At 53.9% G+C, this 16,595-nt stretch carries 20 protein-coding genes; 9 read left to right on the top strand and 11 right to left on the bottom strand.

The window, feature by feature from the left end; genetic code table 11:
• Nucleotides 1–39: 39 nt before the first annotated feature.
• The 11 genes from VI25_RS12505 to VI25_RS12455 form a co-directional block, all read right to left on the bottom strand.
• Complete coding sequence (locus VI25_RS12505) at nt 40–789, bottom strand: DUF6089 family protein (RefSeq protein ID WP_045689840.1); 750 nt, start codon at nt 787–789, stop codon at nt 40–42.
• A 42-nt stretch (nt 790–831) separates the two neighbouring features.
• Entirely contained in the window at nt 832–1,734 is a 903-nt protein-coding gene (locus VI25_RS26885; RefSeq protein WP_045689839.1) for a DUF6089 family protein, read from the bottom strand.
• A 125-nt stretch (nt 1,735–1,859) separates the two neighbouring features.
• Nucleotides 1,860–2,753 (bottom strand): NAD kinase, encoded by an 894-nt coding sequence (locus tag VI25_RS12495; protein WP_045689838.1) that lies wholly within the window; start codon nt 2,751–2,753, stop codon nt 1,860–1,862.
• A gap of 36 nt (nt 2,754–2,789) precedes the next feature.
• Entirely contained in the window at nt 2,790–4,232 is a 1,443-nt protein-coding gene (locus tag VI25_RS12490) for a BamA/TamA family outer membrane protein (protein WP_152981600.1), read from the bottom strand.
• A gap of 93 nt (nt 4,233–4,325) precedes the next feature.
• Nucleotides 4,326–5,003, bottom strand: a complete 678-nt coding sequence (locus tag VI25_RS12485) for a CBS domain-containing protein (protein ID WP_052695450.1) — start codon at nt 5,001–5,003, stop codon at nt 4,326–4,328.
• Between the two features lie 170 nt (nt 5,004–5,173).
• Nucleotides 5,174–5,956, bottom strand: coding sequence for an alpha/beta fold hydrolase (locus VI25_RS12480; protein WP_045689836.1), 783 nt, complete (start codon nt 5,954–5,956; stop codon nt 5,174–5,176).
• A gap of 4 nt (nt 5,957–5,960) precedes the next feature.
• The gene (locus VI25_RS12475; protein WP_055562539.1) at nt 5,961–6,575 is read right to left on the bottom strand and encodes an anthranilate synthase component II; all 615 of its coding nucleotides are present in this window, start codon (nt 6,573–6,575) and stop codon (nt 5,961–5,963) included.
• Between the two features lie 60 nt (nt 6,576–6,635).
• Nucleotides 6,636–6,947, bottom strand: a complete 312-nt coding sequence (locus VI25_RS27800) for a CvpA family protein (RefSeq protein ID WP_055562538.1) — start codon at nt 6,945–6,947, stop codon at nt 6,636–6,638.
• A complete protein-coding gene (locus VI25_RS27795; protein WP_055562537.1) occupies nt 6,911–7,156 on the bottom strand; it encodes a CvpA family protein in 246 nt (81 codons plus the stop codon). Before VI25_RS27795 ends, VI25_RS27800 begins: the two co-directional genes overlap by 37 nt.
• A gap of 97 nt (nt 7,157–7,253) precedes the next feature.
• Nucleotides 7,254–7,718: a GatB/YqeY domain-containing protein gene (locus tag VI25_RS12460; protein WP_045687672.1), complete on the bottom strand. Its 465-nt coding sequence runs from the start codon at nt 7,716–7,718 to the stop codon at nt 7,254–7,256.
• Between the two features lie 27 nt (nt 7,719–7,745).
• A complete protein-coding gene (locus VI25_RS12455; protein WP_045687671.1) occupies nt 7,746–8,813 on the bottom strand; it encodes a hypothetical protein in 1,068 nt (355 codons plus the stop codon).
• Between the two features lie 77 nt (nt 8,814–8,890).
• Here VI25_RS12455 and VI25_RS12450 point away from each other — a divergent pair, with 77 nt between their 5' ends.
• The 9 genes from VI25_RS12450 to VI25_RS12415 all read left to right on the top strand — a co-directional run bounded on the left by VI25_RS12450 (nt 8,891) and on the right by VI25_RS12415 (nt 16,474).
• Entirely contained in the window at nt 8,891–9,616 is a 726-nt protein-coding gene (locus VI25_RS12450; RefSeq protein ID WP_045687670.1) for a pyridoxine 5'-phosphate synthase, read from the top strand.
• A 79-nt stretch (nt 9,617–9,695) separates the two neighbouring features.
• Nucleotides 9,696–10,745 carry a tRNA 2-selenouridine(34) synthase MnmH gene (gene mnmH, locus VI25_RS12445; RefSeq protein WP_045687669.1) on the top strand — a complete coding sequence of 350 codons (1,050 nt, stop codon included), beginning with the start codon at nt 9,696–9,698 and terminating at the stop codon, nt 10,743–10,745.
• Nucleotides 10,735–11,124, top strand: coding sequence for a VOC family protein (locus VI25_RS12440; RefSeq protein ID WP_045687668.1), 390 nt, complete (start codon nt 10,735–10,737; stop codon nt 11,122–11,124). The genes mnmH and VI25_RS12440 overlap by 11 nt, the downstream gene beginning before the upstream one ends.
• A 23-nt stretch (nt 11,125–11,147) precedes the next feature.
• Entirely contained in the window at nt 11,148–12,206 is a 1,059-nt protein-coding gene (selD, locus tag VI25_RS12435; protein ID WP_045687667.1) for a selenide, water dikinase SelD, read from the top strand.
• Nucleotides 12,207–12,211: 5 nt separating this feature from the next.
• The gene (locus VI25_RS12430) at nt 12,212–12,805 is read left to right on the top strand and encodes a hypothetical protein (RefSeq protein ID WP_045687666.1); all 594 of its coding nucleotides are present in this window, start codon (nt 12,212–12,214) and stop codon (nt 12,803–12,805) included.
• Between the two features lie 164 nt (nt 12,806–12,969).
• A complete protein-coding gene (locus tag VI25_RS12425) occupies nt 12,970–14,871 on the top strand; it encodes an ATP-binding protein (protein WP_052695045.1) in 1,902 nt (633 codons plus the stop codon).
• A 67-nt stretch (nt 14,872–14,938) separates the two neighbouring features.
• A complete protein-coding gene (locus VI25_RS27790) occupies nt 14,939–15,067 on the top strand; it encodes a hypothetical protein (RefSeq protein WP_262489950.1) in 129 nt (42 codons plus the stop codon).
• Nucleotides 15,037–15,717 (top strand): alpha/beta fold hydrolase, encoded by a 681-nt coding sequence (locus VI25_RS12420; RefSeq protein ID WP_236705036.1) that lies wholly within the window; start codon nt 15,037–15,039, stop codon nt 15,715–15,717. Before VI25_RS27790 ends, VI25_RS12420 begins: the two co-directional genes overlap by 31 nt.
• Nucleotides 15,718–15,763: 46 nt before the next feature.
• Nucleotides 15,764–16,474 (top strand): SAM-dependent methyltransferase, encoded by a 711-nt coding sequence (locus tag VI25_RS12415; protein ID WP_045687665.1) that lies wholly within the window; start codon nt 15,764–15,766, stop codon nt 16,472–16,474.
• The last annotated feature ends 121 nt before the right edge of the window (nt 16,475–16,595 follow it).

Here is a 16,595-nt window from a genome sequence, read left to right as displayed (position 1 = left end):
GGAGTCCCCCTTGCAATCTGCGCTGTGGTGTAGATAATACTACTTCTTACTAGGCTTTGTGTTATCTGGGCACACAATCTTGTAAAACGTATACGATACGCTTATGCCATTATAGAAATACCAATCCTGGTCATGCCTATTTCCCAAAAGATCAGTTTGTCCCCGGCTTTTCCCATCTATATGGTCAAGGTCATCAGTAAACGTTTTACGTGCACCAGCTTCTACTCCTAAATTCCAATGGGTAGATACCGCGTACTTAATACCTACACCGGCCGGAATAGCTAAGCTCAAGACTGACTCCTTTCGGTCTAGTTGGGGATTGGTAGCACTTCTTGTTTGTGTATTGGCGAAGAAGCCTGCCAAACCAACAAATACATAAGGAGTGAAGTGGACCTTATCTTTTCTGTTGTGGTAGTCGAATAAGTTATATTCCATAGCTCCCGACAACTCCAACAAACTACCCTTCATATTAGCCTGCCGGTAAGTTGACAAAGGCGGGGTAGTACCATTTATATCCTTGACGTTCCCATCATCCGCCCGCAGTAGTCCACCCATAAGCCCTCCACGTAGGGTAATAGGGCCTGATATATCTTTGCGGTAGAATGCGGTAAGGGCAGGCCGGTTATTCTTGAACTGATAGTGAGGGGACAGTTCTCCCTTGTAATTTAATCCACCTATCCCTACTCCTACTTCACTGGTAGTCTGAGCAGCAAGAGAGTGTACAAAAAAAACACTCCCCGCTTGCCCAAGGCAAACAAGGAGTGTTTTAAGGAGATTCGAATTCGTCATCAGGCTAGCTGTTTGTTGAATTAGACAGCCAGTTGCTGCTGGCTATCGGAATTTGGGGGTTGCCACTCGCGTGGGCAGGATGTAGTTTACAGAAACACCTAGGGTTGTGTACCAGTCTTTTTCCGAGCTATGACCACGTACTTCACCACCTTGGTTAGACTTGTTGTACGTTCCAGCAAGTTCACGCGTGATGTCCCAGCCAAAGTAGCGAGAAGCACCTTCGGGTAGAACGTTGGCGTTAGCTACATAATTGCCGCTAACATCGTCCAAGTAATCCGTAAAGGTTTTACGGAAACCCAACTCGATGCCTACATCAAACGAACGATTGAGCTTGTAGCGTGCACCAGCACCAAAAGGAATTACAATTTGCGTTAGGCTGTAGGCTTCCGATTGGCCTTCCGTCCGGAGCGACTGCAGTGCAATGTAAGAACCTTCGCTAACACCGTTGCTGTTTGCGCCTACCAAGCCTTTAGGGTTGTGGTGAATTACACCCACACCACCGAACAAGTACGGCACGAAGTCAGGACGACGGATATAGTTGTTACGGTTTTCGATAAGGTCGAACATACCCACTGCCGACAACTCGAGGATATCGTTGCGGAAGTTCATGTTCCGGTTGTAACGGAACTTGTATTCTGGATCATTCTGATCTGCAGCTTTCGAGTCATCACCGGTAATGCGGCCGTATGCAAGAGCAGCACGGGCCGAAATACGGGGAGTAAAGCGGCGGGTGAACGACAGGCCCAAGTTGGGGCGGCTAGCGCCAACACGTAGGCTAGGGATGCTAGGTTTCGGCGTGATATCACCGAAGTAGTTCATTGCGTTCAGGCTAACACCAACGGAGTTATACTGCTTACGCTTGCTAAATTGTTGAGCACTCGCCTCCGTCGCTACCAGCGCGAGGACCAGTAGCGTGGCCAAAGTGTAAGTGAAGAGTTGCTTCATATCGAGCGAGAGTTAGGAATATCGAAGGAGTTGCAGTGCAAAAATCGTGCGGGCATAGTCGCAGTCAGTAACAAAAGTAGAGGTTGAGGGGAACTAAAAAAACATTTAGTTGAAAATCTATATTATCAAATAGGTATTCCAGCAGGGTTCCTCCGATCTAGCCCCCAATTCAACTTACTGCGCAAGGTACTCAGGAAGTTGACGTGGTTAAGTTTCACCAGACGGGCATTGAAATTTTCTCGGCGAACGGCAATTTGAACGTTTGCCTCCACGGTTACAGATCGAGAATCAAGGGAGAGCAAAAAATTATTGCTACGCCCTTCTATTTCGAAAGAAATAACACTTTTATCGGAAACGATCAGGGGCCGTACGTTCAGATTGTGGGGGCATACGGGAGCAATAATGAAATTGTTTGTTTGCGGCAACATTACGGGCCCGCCACAACTCAGTGAATACCCGGTTGAGCCTGTAGGGGTAGACACAATCAGGCCATCCGCCCAGTAGGAGTTTAAGTATTCGCCGTCGATGTACGTGTGAACGACAATCATGGACGAAGTATCTCGCTTCAGAATACTGAACTCATTGAGCCCGAAGTTGATAGCACCGAAAGAATCAGGGTCAGTATCTACTCGGATAAGGCTTCTGTCTTCTAGTACGAAATGTCCTTTGAACAGAGCATCAATGGCCGGGGCTATTTTATCGGGCGCAATAGTAGCTAAAAATCCTAATCGTCCAGTATTGATACCAAGAATGGGAATTTGCAGGCTACCAACGTAGGTAACGGTATCGAGCAAAGTACCATCACCCCCGATACTTAATACAAATTTCACGTCCTCAAGCGAGTCGCCACGCCGAAAAGTCGCAATGTTGCCAGGTAGCGTGATGTGCTGATCTAAGTAGGTATGGAATGACTCCACAATGAGAACTTCCGTCTGCCGCTGCACCAAGTCATCGATAAGCTGCTGCAAGAAGGGGGCAAGCGCTTCATCGAAAGGCTTGCCCAAAATGGCTATTTTCATAATAAGACTGTATCCCTGAGCCTAGTCCAGAACAGGTCAGATCGGAAAATCGGTGCGGAAGAAGAGGCCGTTCTGCCCTTCAACGTTGCGAGCTGCTTCTACGGTAAATACCCAGTCGTAGTAGGTTACCACGTGCAAGCCTAGCCCAAGAGCTGCAAGTGGCCGGTTAGGTAGCGTATTACCCATAGTAGCCGCAGGGTTCCGTACGTATCCTGCGTCAACAAAGGTATTTAAATACAGCACTAGCGGGATACTATTGATTTTAGGGTTGCTTATCCCATGCAAACGGAATCTGCCCGCATCGAAGAGCCTGTAGGATACCCCTTGTTGTACTAGCGCATAATGGCGCCCATCAATTACATAGGCATCATATCCTCTAACCAGCCTATCATATCCTAAAGCCCGGTTATCAGCGTATCCGATGCGGCGCCCCAACCGAGCCTGCCCTGTTATACCCATGCTATAGTAAAAGGAGCCTCCAAGGGCAGCATAGCGGGCATAACGCGCCCGCAGGGTAACAATGCTGGGGCTTCCATTCGTCAGGAATGAACGATAGGCAATGCCAACCTCGGCGTATCGCCCTATGAGTGGGTAGGCAAAGGTGTTGCGCTGATTAAGAATGCTGCTTAGGCTGAATTCTAGGTACTCGCGCTTGGGTCCGCCTAGGTAGTAGGTTGGGTTGCGGCGGTGTACTGAATCAGATATTTGTTCTCGGTGGTATGATACGTCGAAGGCAGTGCGGTGCTGTACCGTACGACGCCAGCGGATACCTGCTGTGGTGTACAGACGCTGAATAGGAAACCCTACATCCTGGCGAAAATTGACTAACCGATTGTCAAGCGTTTGGTAGTCTAAGGCATGGCTTTGGTAGAACGAGGCCCCTACTCCTACCCCAATACGCCGGCGGCGGCCGTAGCCGGGCGCTTCGTAAAACAGTTCGTACTTTCTATTGAAGCCCAGCTGAACATTCGCTAGCACTTGCTCATTCCGGCCTCGAAAGTTGCGGCGTACTACGTGCACGCCATAATCTATTCGTCGCCACCGGTCGGAGCGGTCGAGCCAAGAACGATAGTTACGGTCAGCCAGAGAGAATATGGGTATCGGAAATGTATACCAGCGCTCCTGCATACTATACAGGATGCTCAACTCCCCGTTTCGGCATACTGCCTGCACCAATACTTGATGAAAAAGCTGCAGGTTAAATATGCGGCGGCGGTTGGCTTCTAAGCGTTTCCCTAACGACGCCGCTGCTAGCGTATCTCCCTCATGGAAGTCTAGTTCTGCTCGCAATACCTGCTCTTTCGTCACTTTATTGCCCACAAACAGAATGGTTCCTACTCGTAGCGCGGTGTACTCCGGGCACTGAACTTGAATCAGACTGTCAGTAGTAGCTCGGCGCAACGAATCGGGCGGGGCAACACCAGCCCGCGACGACAAAGGATACCAGCTCAGCAGCATCGTTAGCAGACAAGCTAGCACTTGATATGAGGACGAGAGTAGTAGAGAGATAAAAGCCTTTCGTAGCAGCGGTGCGCTTACCCTATACTAGGCAATATGCCAAGGGCGCTATAATTAGAAGCTGAGGTAGCGTAGCAAAGCATTAAAGCGCTCCTGCTCATCCTCACTCACCTCAGCCGTACCACTGAACTGCCCCGTTATAGAATAGCCGAAGCGCTCTAGGGTAGCAATAATGCGTGTGATGCTGGGCGTGTTTAGCTTCAGGGTCAACCGGATACGGTACGGATCATGCTCATCTTGGGCCACATGGGCACTCATGATTTTAGCATTGTTCTCTTCTACGTACCGACTAATCTGAGTTAACGAGTAGTCGCGTTCTTCCATAGACAGGACAATAATGCCCTGCTGACCCGTTGCCACTGGTACTTTACCGAAGGCAGCTAGGGTGTCGCTGATGGTTACTACCCCTAAGTACTCCTGCTGATCATCCAGCACTGGCACTAGCTGCACGTTGTTTTGCACAGCCACCTCAATAATGTTGTAGAAGTGCTGGCTGCGCTGCACGTGTACGTCCGCGAAACCCAGGGTAAGAGCCGACAGCAAGGTGTCTGGCGTATCCTGGTCGATAATATCGGCTTCCGTAATGAGGCCGCGGTATTGGCGGTCGTCCACTACGGGAAGTTGGCCCACGTGGAACTCTTCCAGCCACCGGGCAGCCTTTTCCGTCGAGTCCGTCACCTTGAGAGGCGGAATCATCTGGTTCAGCAAATCTTCGGCAATCATTGAATGCATCAGTGGTAGAAGGTAGCGGAGTGGAGAAGCAGTAGGTACAGAAGCAATATAAGCGTCAAGACCAAAAGAAGGTTTTCGGCGGGCAACTTCCTCTCTGCAATAGATCAAAAAGAGTCAATGAGTACAACCGATGGTTGCACCCTCTTAGCGAGTTGTTGGTTTAAACTTTCTTACTGAGTAGCGCCAGCCGCCACCGCCGTGCGGTGTAGAAATTGCTGCAATAGCTCATTGAATTCCAGCGGACGCTCCATCATGGGAGCGTGGCAACAATGATCTAGGAATCGAAGTTCGGAGCCTGGAATAAGTCGGTTGAACTCATGGGCTACCACTGGAGGAGTGATGGTGTCGTTCAGGCCCCACACCAGTAAAGTAGGCACCTGAATAGCCTGCAATTCCTTAGAGAGATTATGCCGCTGGGCCGAGCGAGCTATGCTAATGATACGCAGACATTTCGCATTGGAGTTGGTGACGGTAAACACCTCATCCACCAACTCGCGGGTAGCTACGGCTGGGTCGTAGAAAGTGTAGGCTACTCGTTCCTGCACATAAGCATAGTTGCCGCGCTTGGGGAACGACCCGCCCATGCCGTCTTCAAACAGCCCGCTACTTCCCGTGAGTACCAGCCGGTTCACCCGCGTAGGGTTATGCAAAGTATACACGAGGGCAATGTGCCCACCCAACGAATTTCCTAACACAGTACACGACTCTGTCAATCCTAGTTCGGCGAGGAAATCTTCCACGAACCGCACTAGGCCCGGTACGCCAGCCTTGGTCAGCGGCATGTCGTAGATGGGCAGGATGGGAATGATTACCCGGTAGCTAGTGCTAAATTCTCTTACGACATCCTGCCAGTTGCTGAGCGCACCAAACAGGCCATGCAGAAGCAGTAACACCTCGCCGGTGCCTTCATCCACGTACTGGAATCCATGTTTTTCCTTTATCTGCAGCTCCATTTTTTCAGGGGTAGACGCGGCCGGCAAAAGCCGGATTAGTCTGTACAATGATACAATTCTTGACCCAATTGCCTAGCAAAGCCAGGCCGTAGGATGTCAGAAGTGCTTCGGGATGAAACTGCACCCCATACAGGGGCAGTTCTCGGTGGCGCATGGCCATCAGTTCCCGCGGCATGTCAGTAGTATACGCCAACGCCTCCAACGAGGGAGGCAGCGCACCTAGTATAAGCGAATGGTAGCGCGTAACGGGCATGCGGGCGGGCAAGCCATCGGCAAGCTTGTCGGCTTCTACCCAATCTATGTCAGACACCTTACCATGCATAGGTTTGGCTCCGCGTTCAAGTGGGGCACCAAAGAACTCGCCCAATGCCTGATGGCCTAAGCAAACGCCCAGCATGGGTACCTGCTGGTGCCAACGCTCAATTATGGCCAGCATGTTGCCGGCTCCGCGTGGGGTCCCTGGACCCGGCGACAGCACGATGCCGTCGAAACGCAGCCCCTCTATCTCGGCTAGCGGTACGTTATTACGGCGTACCTCAACCTCACACCCCAACTGCTGAAGATAATCGAGCAGGTTGTAGGTAAAAGAGTCGAAGTTATCGAGTAGTAGCAAACGCATAGCCTAGATGATACGGTTGGGAAGCAGAAAGCACAGCGGGACCCGCTTACTGTGTATTGGTTAAAACACGCTCCGCAGCCGCTCAAGCAAGGTACTTGCTACGGGAAGCACCACCCCTACCACATCAAGAGCCAGCGGAGTAGCCTGCTGCACCCACGGCAACACCTGCGACTCGGCCACTACTTGGGGAGCGAGCAGGTTGAGGCCAGCTAAGCCAATCCCATGCAGTAGTAGGCTCATGCCAAGCACCCATTTGAGCATACCACTGGCTGCACCGCCCAGGCTATCCAGCAAGCCAAGCGGAGTCAGGTGAATGGCTGTTTTTAGAAAGCCGCTCAGCAGGTGAATACCCCACACAATGGCCGCAAACACGAGTGCAAACGACAGGAACGGTAACAGTCCGAAGCTTCGCCTACGTAGTCGCGCACCAGCGGAATGGCATCACTTAGCAGGGCTAAGCCGCCTACTACTCCTAGCACAAAGGCTACCAAGGACGCTACTTCTAGCACCAGCCCCCGGCGGTACCCCTTTATGGCACCAATACCTAAAGGCAGTAGCAGCAGGACATCGAAGCCGGACATGTGATGGCGCAAGGATAGTGACTAGCAGAAGCTTTTCGGATTAGTGGCGTAGTATGCACCGCGCCTCATCTGTCTGGCAAGCTTCCGCCCTCACTTGTTACACGTTGGTATTATTCAGCAAGTTGCTAACCACATGGGAGATAACGCGGCCATCGGCTTGGCCCGATAATTCCCGGGCGGCTACGCCCATCACTTTTCCTAGGTCAGAAGGGCCAGTAGCACCTACGCGCTGGATAATGCCCACAATTTTTTCTACCAGATCGGCTTCTGAAAGCTGTTGGGGCAGATACTCTTCAATAATAGCCAGTTCGGCCAACTCGACCTCCTCCAAATCGGAGCGGAACTGCTTCTGGTAGGTTTCGGCGGCCTCGCGACGTTGCTTGGCTGCCTTAGTGAGCAGCTTCATCTCAGCGTCGGCAGTCAGCGCAGCACCATGCTGGCCCTCGGCGGTTTCAGCCAGTAGAATCTGGGATTTAATGCTGCGCAGAGCTGTAAGACGTACCTTATCCTTGGCCAGCATGGCCTTCTTGATATCAGCGTCGATGGTTTCTTTTAATGCCATAATGCGGGGGAATATGAAGGTGCAAGATTACGGGTTATTCCCGACACCCGAACCAGTGGGTGTGTTTGGCGGTACGGAAGTACCCACCGCCAACGCGGCCAGAAAAGCAGTTGGCTGGTCTAGATAACAACTAACACGCCGCACAGTTCGACGCATACCATAGGGACCCGTAGCCATAACTGGCTCAGAGCACGTGAGCAGTAGGTTGGGAGGCGTAAGCAACATCCGCCCCATATTAAGCAAATCAGGGGCAGGCGTTGGGGCGTCCGTCACCAGATGAGCGTCCGTTAGTAGCGCTACCGGAATTCGCACTGACCACAGGAAACTTGCTCGCACTACTACCTGCTGCTTCGGTTGTAGTAGCGTAGGTCGCAGCCGAATGGCGCGCAGGTGCGCTACCAAAAACAGCAAGCCATATACATGCACCAGTAGTGCCCAGCCTGCGGCAGCGGGCCACCACCGCAGAAGCAACAGGTGCGCAGCACCCATTTCGGCTACCGACAATAGTGCCACGGTGCCTAGTAAGGCTCCGACGCCCGATTCCCGATGGCTGCTGAAAGCTTGCTCGGAAGTGCGGACCTCGGGCGTGGCTCGCCAACTTAGCAGCCCGTAGTATAGCATGCTTACCTCGGTCACCAGGGCCGCAAGCGGCCGCTTAAGTACCTGCGTGCAGGCAGCAGTAAGGCTTTCTACATAACCATCTTCCACAGCACGGGTCAGTTGAAAAGCGCGCACTAGCCGCCGCAGATGGCGGATAACCACTGCAACAGACACTATTTCCAGACCAGCTACGCAGTAGCGCGTCCAGGAGAGATAGTGGTGCTGTGCGGCGGGCAATACGAAATACGCAACGGCTACACTAACTCCAAATGCTGCCGCAACTGTATTAAGAGGCCAGCGGTTAGGCCGCGCCAGCAAGCCGTAAAAAAGTAGAGGTACTAGCAGAAGCAAATCAAGGGTGACGGCAGCGGGCAGCATGGGCCGGCTGCTAAAATCGGGGCGGTTCACCACCAGTATTTCCACGCCCACCACTCCAAGAAATAGAAGGCCAAAACAACCGGCTAGCCGGTACTGAAATGGAGTAGCGTGTGTCATGGAAGTAAACGGAACATGAGGTGGGCTTTTTGGGTACGTATCTTTGACCATGTACTACCCCCTAGCCCGCCTTTGATATGACGAAGCTTAGCGTAAACATAAATAAAATAGCCACCCTGCGGAACGCACGTGGCCACAATCGCCCCAACCTGTTGCAGGCCGCCCGCGACTGTGAGCAATTTGGAGCCCAAGGCATTACCGTTCACCCCCGCCCCGATGAGCGCCATATCCGCTACCAAGACGTGCGCGACCTGAAAGCCGTAGTAACCACGGAGCTGAACGTGGAGGGCAACCCTACCCCCGACTTTTTGGACTTGGTACGCGAAGTACGCCCCGAGCAAGTAACGCTAGTGCCCGATGCTCCCGATGCTATTACGTCTAATGCTGGCTGGGATACGGTGCAGCACCAGGCCTATCTTCAGCAAGTAGTAGCCGACTTGAAAGCCATTGGCTGCCGGGTGAGCATATTCCTCGACCCTGACCTGGACATGGTACGCGCCGCCGCCACTACCGGCACCGACCGCATTGAGTTCTACACGGAAGACTACGCCCGCCGCTACCCCACCAGCCCCGAAGAAGCCATCCGCCCCTACCGGGAAGCAGCTGAACTAGCTCAGGAACTGAACCTAGGGCTCAATGCTGGCCACGACCTCGACCTCGATAACCTAGCTTACTTGCATCGGAACCTGCCGGGTCTGGCAGAGGTTAGCATTGGTCACGCGTTGATTTGTGATGCCTTATACTTAGGTCTTGAAAATACCATTCAGTTGTACAGAAGGCAGCTAACCGACACTCAGTCATAACACTAGCCCGGCCTTTCTGCTGCTTGGTTGACGGCGCTTCGGTGCCCTTTCTCCGCATATTCCTTTACTACTGCTGCCCGTGCCTCGCCTTTCCCTCCCCGATTTTCTGCAAGCTTCCGCCAGCCTACCTATCCTCGACGTGCGGGCTCCAGTGGAGTTTGCCCAGGGGCATATTCCGGGAGCGGTGAGCTTTCCGCTGTTTTCAGATGAGGAGCGCGCCCGTATTGGCACCACCTACAAGCAGATGAGCCAAGACAAGGCCGTGCTGCTTGGCCTGGACTTCTTTGGTCCAAAAATGAGCCAGCTGGTACGGCAAGCGCAAAAGCTGGCTCCCAACAAAGAGCTACGGGTGCATTGCTGGCGGGGCGGAATGCGAAGCGGGGCCGTGCTATGGCTGCTGGAGCTAGCAGGCTTCCAAGTTCATTTGCTCGATAAGGGCTACAAAGATTACCGTCATTGGGCCCTGGCAGAGTTTGTCAAGCCTCGCCCTTTGGTAGTGCTAGGTGGCCTCACTGGCTCCGGCAAAACCGACGTGCTACATGCATTAGCGACCCAACAGCCGGTGCTTGACCTAGAAGGCCTAGCTAACCACAAAGGCTCAGCTTTTGGCAGCATTGGACAGCCCGCTCAACCTACTCAGGAACAGTTTGAAAATGATTTGGCCGCCCAGCTGGCCCAGCTTTCCACTACCTCGCCTGTTTGGGTAGAAGATGAAAGCCGCATGGTAGGAAGCATCCATATACCATCGTCTTTGTTTGAGCAAATGCGCCGTGCTCCGTTGGTAGTACTAGAAATTCCGCGGGAAGTGCGGGTGCGCAAGCTGGCCGAGGAGTACGGGGTGCAAGATCCGGCAGCCCTCGCCGCTGCTGTCCTCCGAATTCGCAAGCGCCTGGGCGGCTTAGCCACCAAGGAGGCACTAGCGGCTATTGGCGAAGACGACATGGAAAAAATGGTGAGCCTAGTACTCGACTACTACGACAAAACCTACAGCTATGGCCTGGAAGGACGGCCCATCATTCACGTACCGTCCACTACTTGCGACGCGGCAGTGAATGCAGTACTTGTTCAGCAGGCCCTAGCTGCGGCCGATTTGCTCAACCCAAACCCAAGCTTGGCAGATGGTGCCTAAGTTGCGCGTGGCCCGCCCTACCGACCAGCTCGCCGCGGTGGTGCGGTTTTATTCTGAAGGCTTAGGTTTGTCAGAACTAACCTCATTCGTCGCGCATCAGGGCTTCGATGGAGTTATTCTTGGACATTCGCAGTCACCTTATCACCTAGAATTCACTCACCAGCCGGGCCACGTAGTAGGGAAAGCCCCAACGGCCGACCACCTGCTTGTGTTGTATTTCCCCGACCGCCACGAGTGGCAAGCAGCCACGGCCCGCATGCAGGCCCATGGCTACTCGCCTGTTCCAGCCTACAACCCTTACTGGGATCAACTGGGACTCACCTTTGAGGACCCTGATGGCTACCGGGTAGTGCTGCAACAAGCCGCCTGGAATTTTTAATTTAACCGCTCTGCCTCATCTCCATGCCATCTACTTTCGAAACCCCCGACCAGGTCCGTCTGACCCAATACAGCCACGGTGCAGGCTGCGGCTGCAAAATTGCCCCCAAGGTTCTCGACCAAATCTTGCATACCAGCATTCCACAGCCCCAGGATGATAAGCTGCTGGTCGGCAACTCTTCCCGTGATGATGCAGCGGTGTACGATATCGGCGGCGGCCAAGCCCTAATTAGTACGACCGACTTCTTCATGCCCATTGTAGATGATGCGTACGACTTCGGGCGCATTGCCTCGGCCAACGCCATCAGCGACGTGTATGCCATGGGCGGCCGCCCCGTGATGGCTATTGCGGTACTGGGCTGGCCTATTGATAAGCTGGCACCGGAAGTAGCTCGGCGGGTTATTGAGGGTAGCCGCAGTATTTGCGCCGAGGCGGGCATTCCGCTAGCCGGGGGCCACAGCATCGACTCGCCCGAGCCAATTTTTGGGTTGGCTGTCACGGGTATGCTTGAGATCAGCAACCTAAAGCAAAACGATACCGCTACCGCCGGTTGCGAACTGTTCCTGACCAAGCCACTGGGCGTGGGCATGCTCACCACCGCTCAAAAGCGCGGCATTCTGCAACTTGAGCATGAGCAACTAGCGCCCCAGAGCATGATGCAGCTCAACAAGATTGGCTACGACTTGGGACAAGTAGCCGCCGTGCGCGCCATGACGGACGTTACGGGCTTTGGCTTGTTGGGTCACCTTTCGGAAGTATGCGAGGGTAGCAATCTGACCGCGGAAGTTGATTTCAGCAAAGTGCCTCGCATTCCAGAAGCCGCAGAATACTACGCCCAAAAGTCGATTCCGGGCGGCACCGTGCGCAACTGGGATTCCTACGGCCATAAGATCAGTAACCTTACTGACGAGCAGCGCGCCTGGCTTTGCGACCCGCAAACATCGGGTGGGCTGCTGGTATGCGTAGACCCCGCCGGCCGGGCTACAGTAGAAGCTATTTTTGAGCAATACGGTTTAGCGCTCACGCCCTTTGGTACCCTGCGTGAGCACCAAGCCGATGAACCCTGGATTCTGGTCCGGTAGGTCGAGTGAAGCTGCTCCCATTTTTACGGCCCCTGCTGGAAGCAGGGGCCGCTATTGCGCTCATGTTTGTTGGACTACGCGTAATTACGGGCTTTTTCGCTCGCAATAGCCGCGTGTACCGGCCCACATTTCTGCGGCAGTTTGCGCTGCTTTTCTGGCCCCTGCTATGCCTGGGAGTAGGACTGCCATTTCTCGGCTCTTTCTTGTACGTGGGCACTCTCACCGCCTTCGAGCTCGTCCTGCTAACGGCGCTGGCAGCCGTAGTGCTTGGGTTTTCGTTGCCGGCCTTTTTGCTGCACTCCCAGTACTATGCGCGCAATCTGCATACTACCCTCGTCTTTGACCCCAAAAAAAACTTATTGGAGGTGTACGAAGGTCGGGTCCGGATACCATTTAGCCGCAGCGACTTAGTGCGGGTAGAGCGAGTTACCTGCGAATCGAAGCGGCTATTTTGGAGCCACTACGACTACATGAAGCTGCACTTACGCACCGGGGAAGTTCTTACGCTTACTTCTTTGCTAACCAAGCTAGACCCCGTGGCCGAGTTCCTGCGCAATACGCCCATGGAACGGCGACAGAAATGGTTTTGTATTGCGTAGCAACTTACTCCGTCCCACGTAGTCGTCAGAAAATACTAGTATTGTACATCTAGTGTTGTGCTTTGTGCAAGCGGCCAGTTTTTCGATAAAACGTGGTTTTGGCCCGTTAAGGGTTGTTTTGAGCTTTCTATATTTGCCCTGTACTATTTAATAACACGGAGGGTTTGATACGGCGCATTCTGTTTTTCTGGTTGCTGCTCGTTGTCACCCCCTCCTTTGGGCAAGTAGTTGAAGACCCAGAAGTAGCTGTCTTACGCCAACGCTTAGCTTCTCAGCCTGACGACACAACGCGGGTGCGGCTGCTGTCCACCTTGTGCTACCAACTACATGACTACGCCCCTGCCCAAGCCATAGGCTACGGCGAGCAGGCCATGAAGCTGGCCCGCCGCCTTAACGACCAACCAGGACTTTTGCGGAGCTTACTGTACCTGGGCAGTTGCTACGCCAATCTTTCCGATGGACCGCAGGCGCTTAAGCTCCAACAGCAAGCACTCAGGTTGGCCCAGCGACTCAACGATACGGACGGCGTAGTGCGGAGCCACACGAGCATGGGCGGGGTTTACCACGAGCGCAACGATACGGCCGCAGCCATGCTAAACTACCGGCGTGCACTTAAGCTAGTGTATCATCCCGATGTGAGTGTACGGACCCAGCTTATGCTGTTCGGCAATTTGGGCAACCTGTATTTCTACTTGCAACACCGAGAAGAAGGCCTGTTGTACACTCGCCGCGCCTTGCAACTCGCGCGGCGTACCGGCGACCGGGCTGGGGAGTCGCTCTACTTGGCTGACCTAGGCTCCTACTACATGCAGCTGCTCCAACTGGACACGTCCGAAGGGTTGCTGCGCCAAGCCTTGATGTTGGTAGAGCCAGCAAAGAAGTACCGGGTGGAGGCCAGCCACTTGGAGCTGCTCGCCATGGTGCTGCTGCTCAAAAACGAGTTAGGCGAGGCCGAAGAACTGACCCGTAGGGCCTTGCTTCTCGCGCGCCAGATCAATTATAAAGAGCGGGTGCTCGATGCCTATAGCCTGCTAGCCGAAATAAACGCCAGTCGGCGCGATTTCGAAGATGCCTACCAGTGGCAAAATATGTTTCGGGACCTCAACGACAGCCTCAATAGCCGGTCGCGCCAGGAAACACTAACGGCTCTGCAAACCCGGTACGAAACCGCAGAGAAAGAAAATCAGATTCGACTTCTCACGGAGCGCGGAATTTTGGCACAACACCGAAATCGGGAGCTGTGGGGTGCCGTAGGGCTGCTGCTGTTAGGGCTGGGAGGTATGGGCTTGCTCTACGGCCAGCTCCGCCGCAGCAGGGCAGCATTGGCCGCTAATAACGCTGCTCTGCAAGAAGCCACCAACGAGCTCCGCCAGCTTGCTGCTTCCAAAGACCGATTATACGCCATTGTTGCGCACGATTTACGAGGGCCCGTTACGTCCTTTTCGGGCGTTACGGAGCTGATAGATTTCTACATACAGCGCGGTGACGAGCAAGGCCTCCGCCGACTACCCGATTTGGTGCGACAATCAGCCCAAAATCTCAACCGTCTGCTAGACAACTTGCTGAACTGGGCAGTAAGTCAGACGGGGGAGCTGGCTTTTCGTCCGGAGCGGCTTCTGTTGCTCGAGCTACTGGAGGAAGCCGTGGCGCTCTACGCTACCTCCGCCGAAGCCAAGCAGGTTACGCTGGCCGTAACTTGCCCCCCCGACCTGACCGTGTGGGCTGACCCTCACATGACGCGCACCATCTTGCGTAATTTTCTCAGCAACGCGTTGCACTTTACCCCCCGCGAAGGCCGCATCCATCTGCAGGGACAAGTGCTACCTACCGGAGACGTGCAAATAAGTGTACAAGACACCGGCGACGGTATTCCGGCAGAACAAGTGGCCAGCCTCCTGACGGCTAACAGCCCGCAGGCGGCCTCATTAGGGCCGCGGTCAGGTACAGGCCTGGGGCTGCTGCTGTGCCGGGTGTTTGCCCAGCGCCAAGGCGGCGTGCTAGACATTGTGAGTTTGCCAGGTAAGGGCACCACCGTATCGGTTTCCCTTCCGGCAGCCAGCGTATAAGGCCCAGTCGCGCGCATGTGCGACCGACTTCCGACCTTAGCAGCACTTTACTTTTGATTTTCGGCTTATGCTTCTTCACTTCCGCGAAATGGGCCAAGGTGCTCCCCTGGTTATCCTCCACGGCCTGTTCGGCTATTCTGACAACTGGCAGACTCTAGCCCGCCGGTGGCTGATGCTGGGCACCGCGTCATCCTAGTTGATTTGCGCAACCATGGCCGCTCCTTCCATTCGCCCGAGCACTCCTACGAATCGATGAGCCAAGACGTGGTGGCGCTTTTCGACCACCTAAACCTTGATGCAGCTACTACCACCTTGCTAGGGCACAGCATGGGCGGTAAGGCAGCCATGCGCTTTGCACTCGACCACCCTGAGCGTTTAGCCCGCTTAGTAGTATTAGATATTGCGCCTCGCTTCTCCGATATGGAGCACCAGGACGACATCGTAGCTGGCCTCAGCGCAGTATCATTGGCAACGTTGGAAAGCCGCCAGCAAGCCGATGAAGTCTTAGCCCAGCATATTCCTCAGGTTGGCGTACGTCAGTTTTTGCTGAAGAATCTTTACCGCCAAGACGACAATTCCTTTGCATGGCGACAAAACCTGCCGGCTCTGACGGCAAATATGTCGGCTATTGGCGCTGAAATTACGAGCCCGCAGCCGTTCCTGAAGCGCGCTTTGTTTCTCCGTGGGGGCAAGTCCGACTACATTCAGCCGGAAGACAAACTTTATCATATTCCGGCCTTGTTTCCCAACTCCCAGGTAGAAACCGTGGTGGATGCTGGTCACTGGCTGCACGCTGAAAAACCCGATGAGGTATTTGAGTTGGTACAGGCTTTTGCTACCAGCTAAGCGTGCGAAAAGCCGCTATACTTCCACTTCTCTTTCCAGCTACTAAGTGAAAACGGGCACTCTTTACCTAATTCCTACCATCCTGGCCGATGACACGGCTGCTCAGGTATTACCTGCCCAAATAGCGGGGCGCATAGCGGAGCTGTCGTACTTTCTAGTAGAAAATGCGCGCACGGCCCGGCGCTTTATTAAAAGCATGGCTCCTCATCACGTTATTGAAGAGCTACGAATTAGTGTAATTGACAAGGACAGCACGGAAGCACAGATTCAGGCCGCCTTGCAGCCGCTGGTAAATGGCCAAGATGCGGGGGTAATTTCCGAAGCAGGCTGCCCCGGCATTGCCGACCCAGGAGCTGAGTTGGCCCGCCGAGCACACCAGCTTGGTATCCGTGTGGTGCCCCTGGTAGGTCCTTCTTCGTTGCTACTGGCTCTAATGGCTTCTGGTATGAACGGACAAAGCTTTGCTTTCCATGGCTACCTGCCCATTGAGCGGGGTAAGCGCGCAGCGGCGCTCAAAGCCTTGGAAAAGCAGGCCCTTACCCAGCACCAAACTCAGCTTTTCATTGAGACTCCCTACCGCAACATGCAACTGCTAGAAGACTTACTAGCTACCCTTCACCCTGGTACTCGCTTGTGTGTTGCGGCCAGCCTTACCGCCGCGCAAGAATACGTTCGTACCGATACCATAGCTGGCTGGAAAAAAGCTGGCGTGCCCGAGATTCATAAGCAGCCAGCCGTATTCCTTATCGGGTCCTAAAGCCGGAGCTACTACTATAAAACTGTCACTTTCATTGGCAGGGCTTTTTTTATAGTAGTAGCTCCGGCTCCACCTAGCGTTATACCATTGCCTGGTAGACCAGCAGGGACGAAACGTAGGC

The sequence above is a fragment of the Hymenobacter sp. AT01-02 genome, assembly GCF_000961955.2.
Lineage (GTDB): Bacteria > Bacteroidota > Bacteroidia > Cytophagales > Hymenobacteraceae > Hymenobacter > Hymenobacter mucosus.
This window is presented reverse-complemented; position numbering and strand designations above follow the sequence as displayed.

Bases quoted from the DNA above. Each gene is read 5' to 3' on its own strand.
- VI25_RS26885 (WP_045689839.1), bottom strand. From the start codon at position 1,734: ATGAAGCAACTCTTCACTTACACTTTGGCCACGCTACTGGTCCTCGCG.
- VI25_RS27795 (WP_055562537.1), bottom strand. From the start codon at position 7,156: ATGTCCGGCTTCGATGTCCTGCTGCTACTGCCTTTAGGTATTGGTGCC.
- VI25_RS12460 (WP_045687672.1), bottom strand. From the start codon at position 7,718: ATGGCATTAAAAGAAACCATCGACGCTGATATCAAGAAGGCCATGCTG.
- VI25_RS12455 (WP_045687671.1), bottom strand. From the start codon at position 8,813: ATGACACACGCTACTCCATTTCAGTACCGGCTAGCCGGTTGTTTTGGC.
- VI25_RS12440 (WP_045687668.1), top strand. From the start codon at position 10,735: ATGGTGCCTAAGTTGCGCGTGGCCCGCCCTACCGACCAGCTCGCCGCG.
- VI25_RS12450 (WP_045687670.1), top strand. From the start codon at position 8,891: ATGACGAAGCTTAGCGTAAACATAAATAAAATAGCCACCCTGCGGAAC.
- selD (WP_045687667.1), top strand. From the start codon at position 11,148: ATGCCATCTACTTTCGAAACCCCCGACCAGGTCCGTCTGACCCAATAC.
- VI25_RS27790 (WP_262489950.1), top strand. From the start codon at position 14,939: ATGCTTCTTCACTTCCGCGAAATGGGCCAAGGTGCTCCCCTGGTTATC.
- VI25_RS12485 (WP_052695450.1), bottom strand. From the start codon at position 5,003: ATGCATTCAATGATTGCCGAAGATTTGCTGAACCAGATGATTCCGCCT.
- VI25_RS12480 (WP_045689836.1), bottom strand. From the start codon at position 5,956: ATGGAGCTGCAGATAAAGGAAAAACATGGATTCCAGTACGTGGATGAA.
- VI25_RS12495 (WP_045689838.1), bottom strand. From the start codon at position 2,753: ATGAAAATAGCCATTTTGGGCAAGCCTTTCGATGAAGCGCTTGCCCCC.
- VI25_RS12505 (WP_045689840.1), bottom strand. From the start codon at position 789: ATGACGAATTCGAATCTCCTTAAAACACTCCTTGTTTGCCTTGGGCAA.
- VI25_RS12475 (WP_055562539.1), bottom strand. From the start codon at position 6,575: ATGCGTTTGCTACTACTCGATAACTTCGACTCTTTTACCTACAACCTG.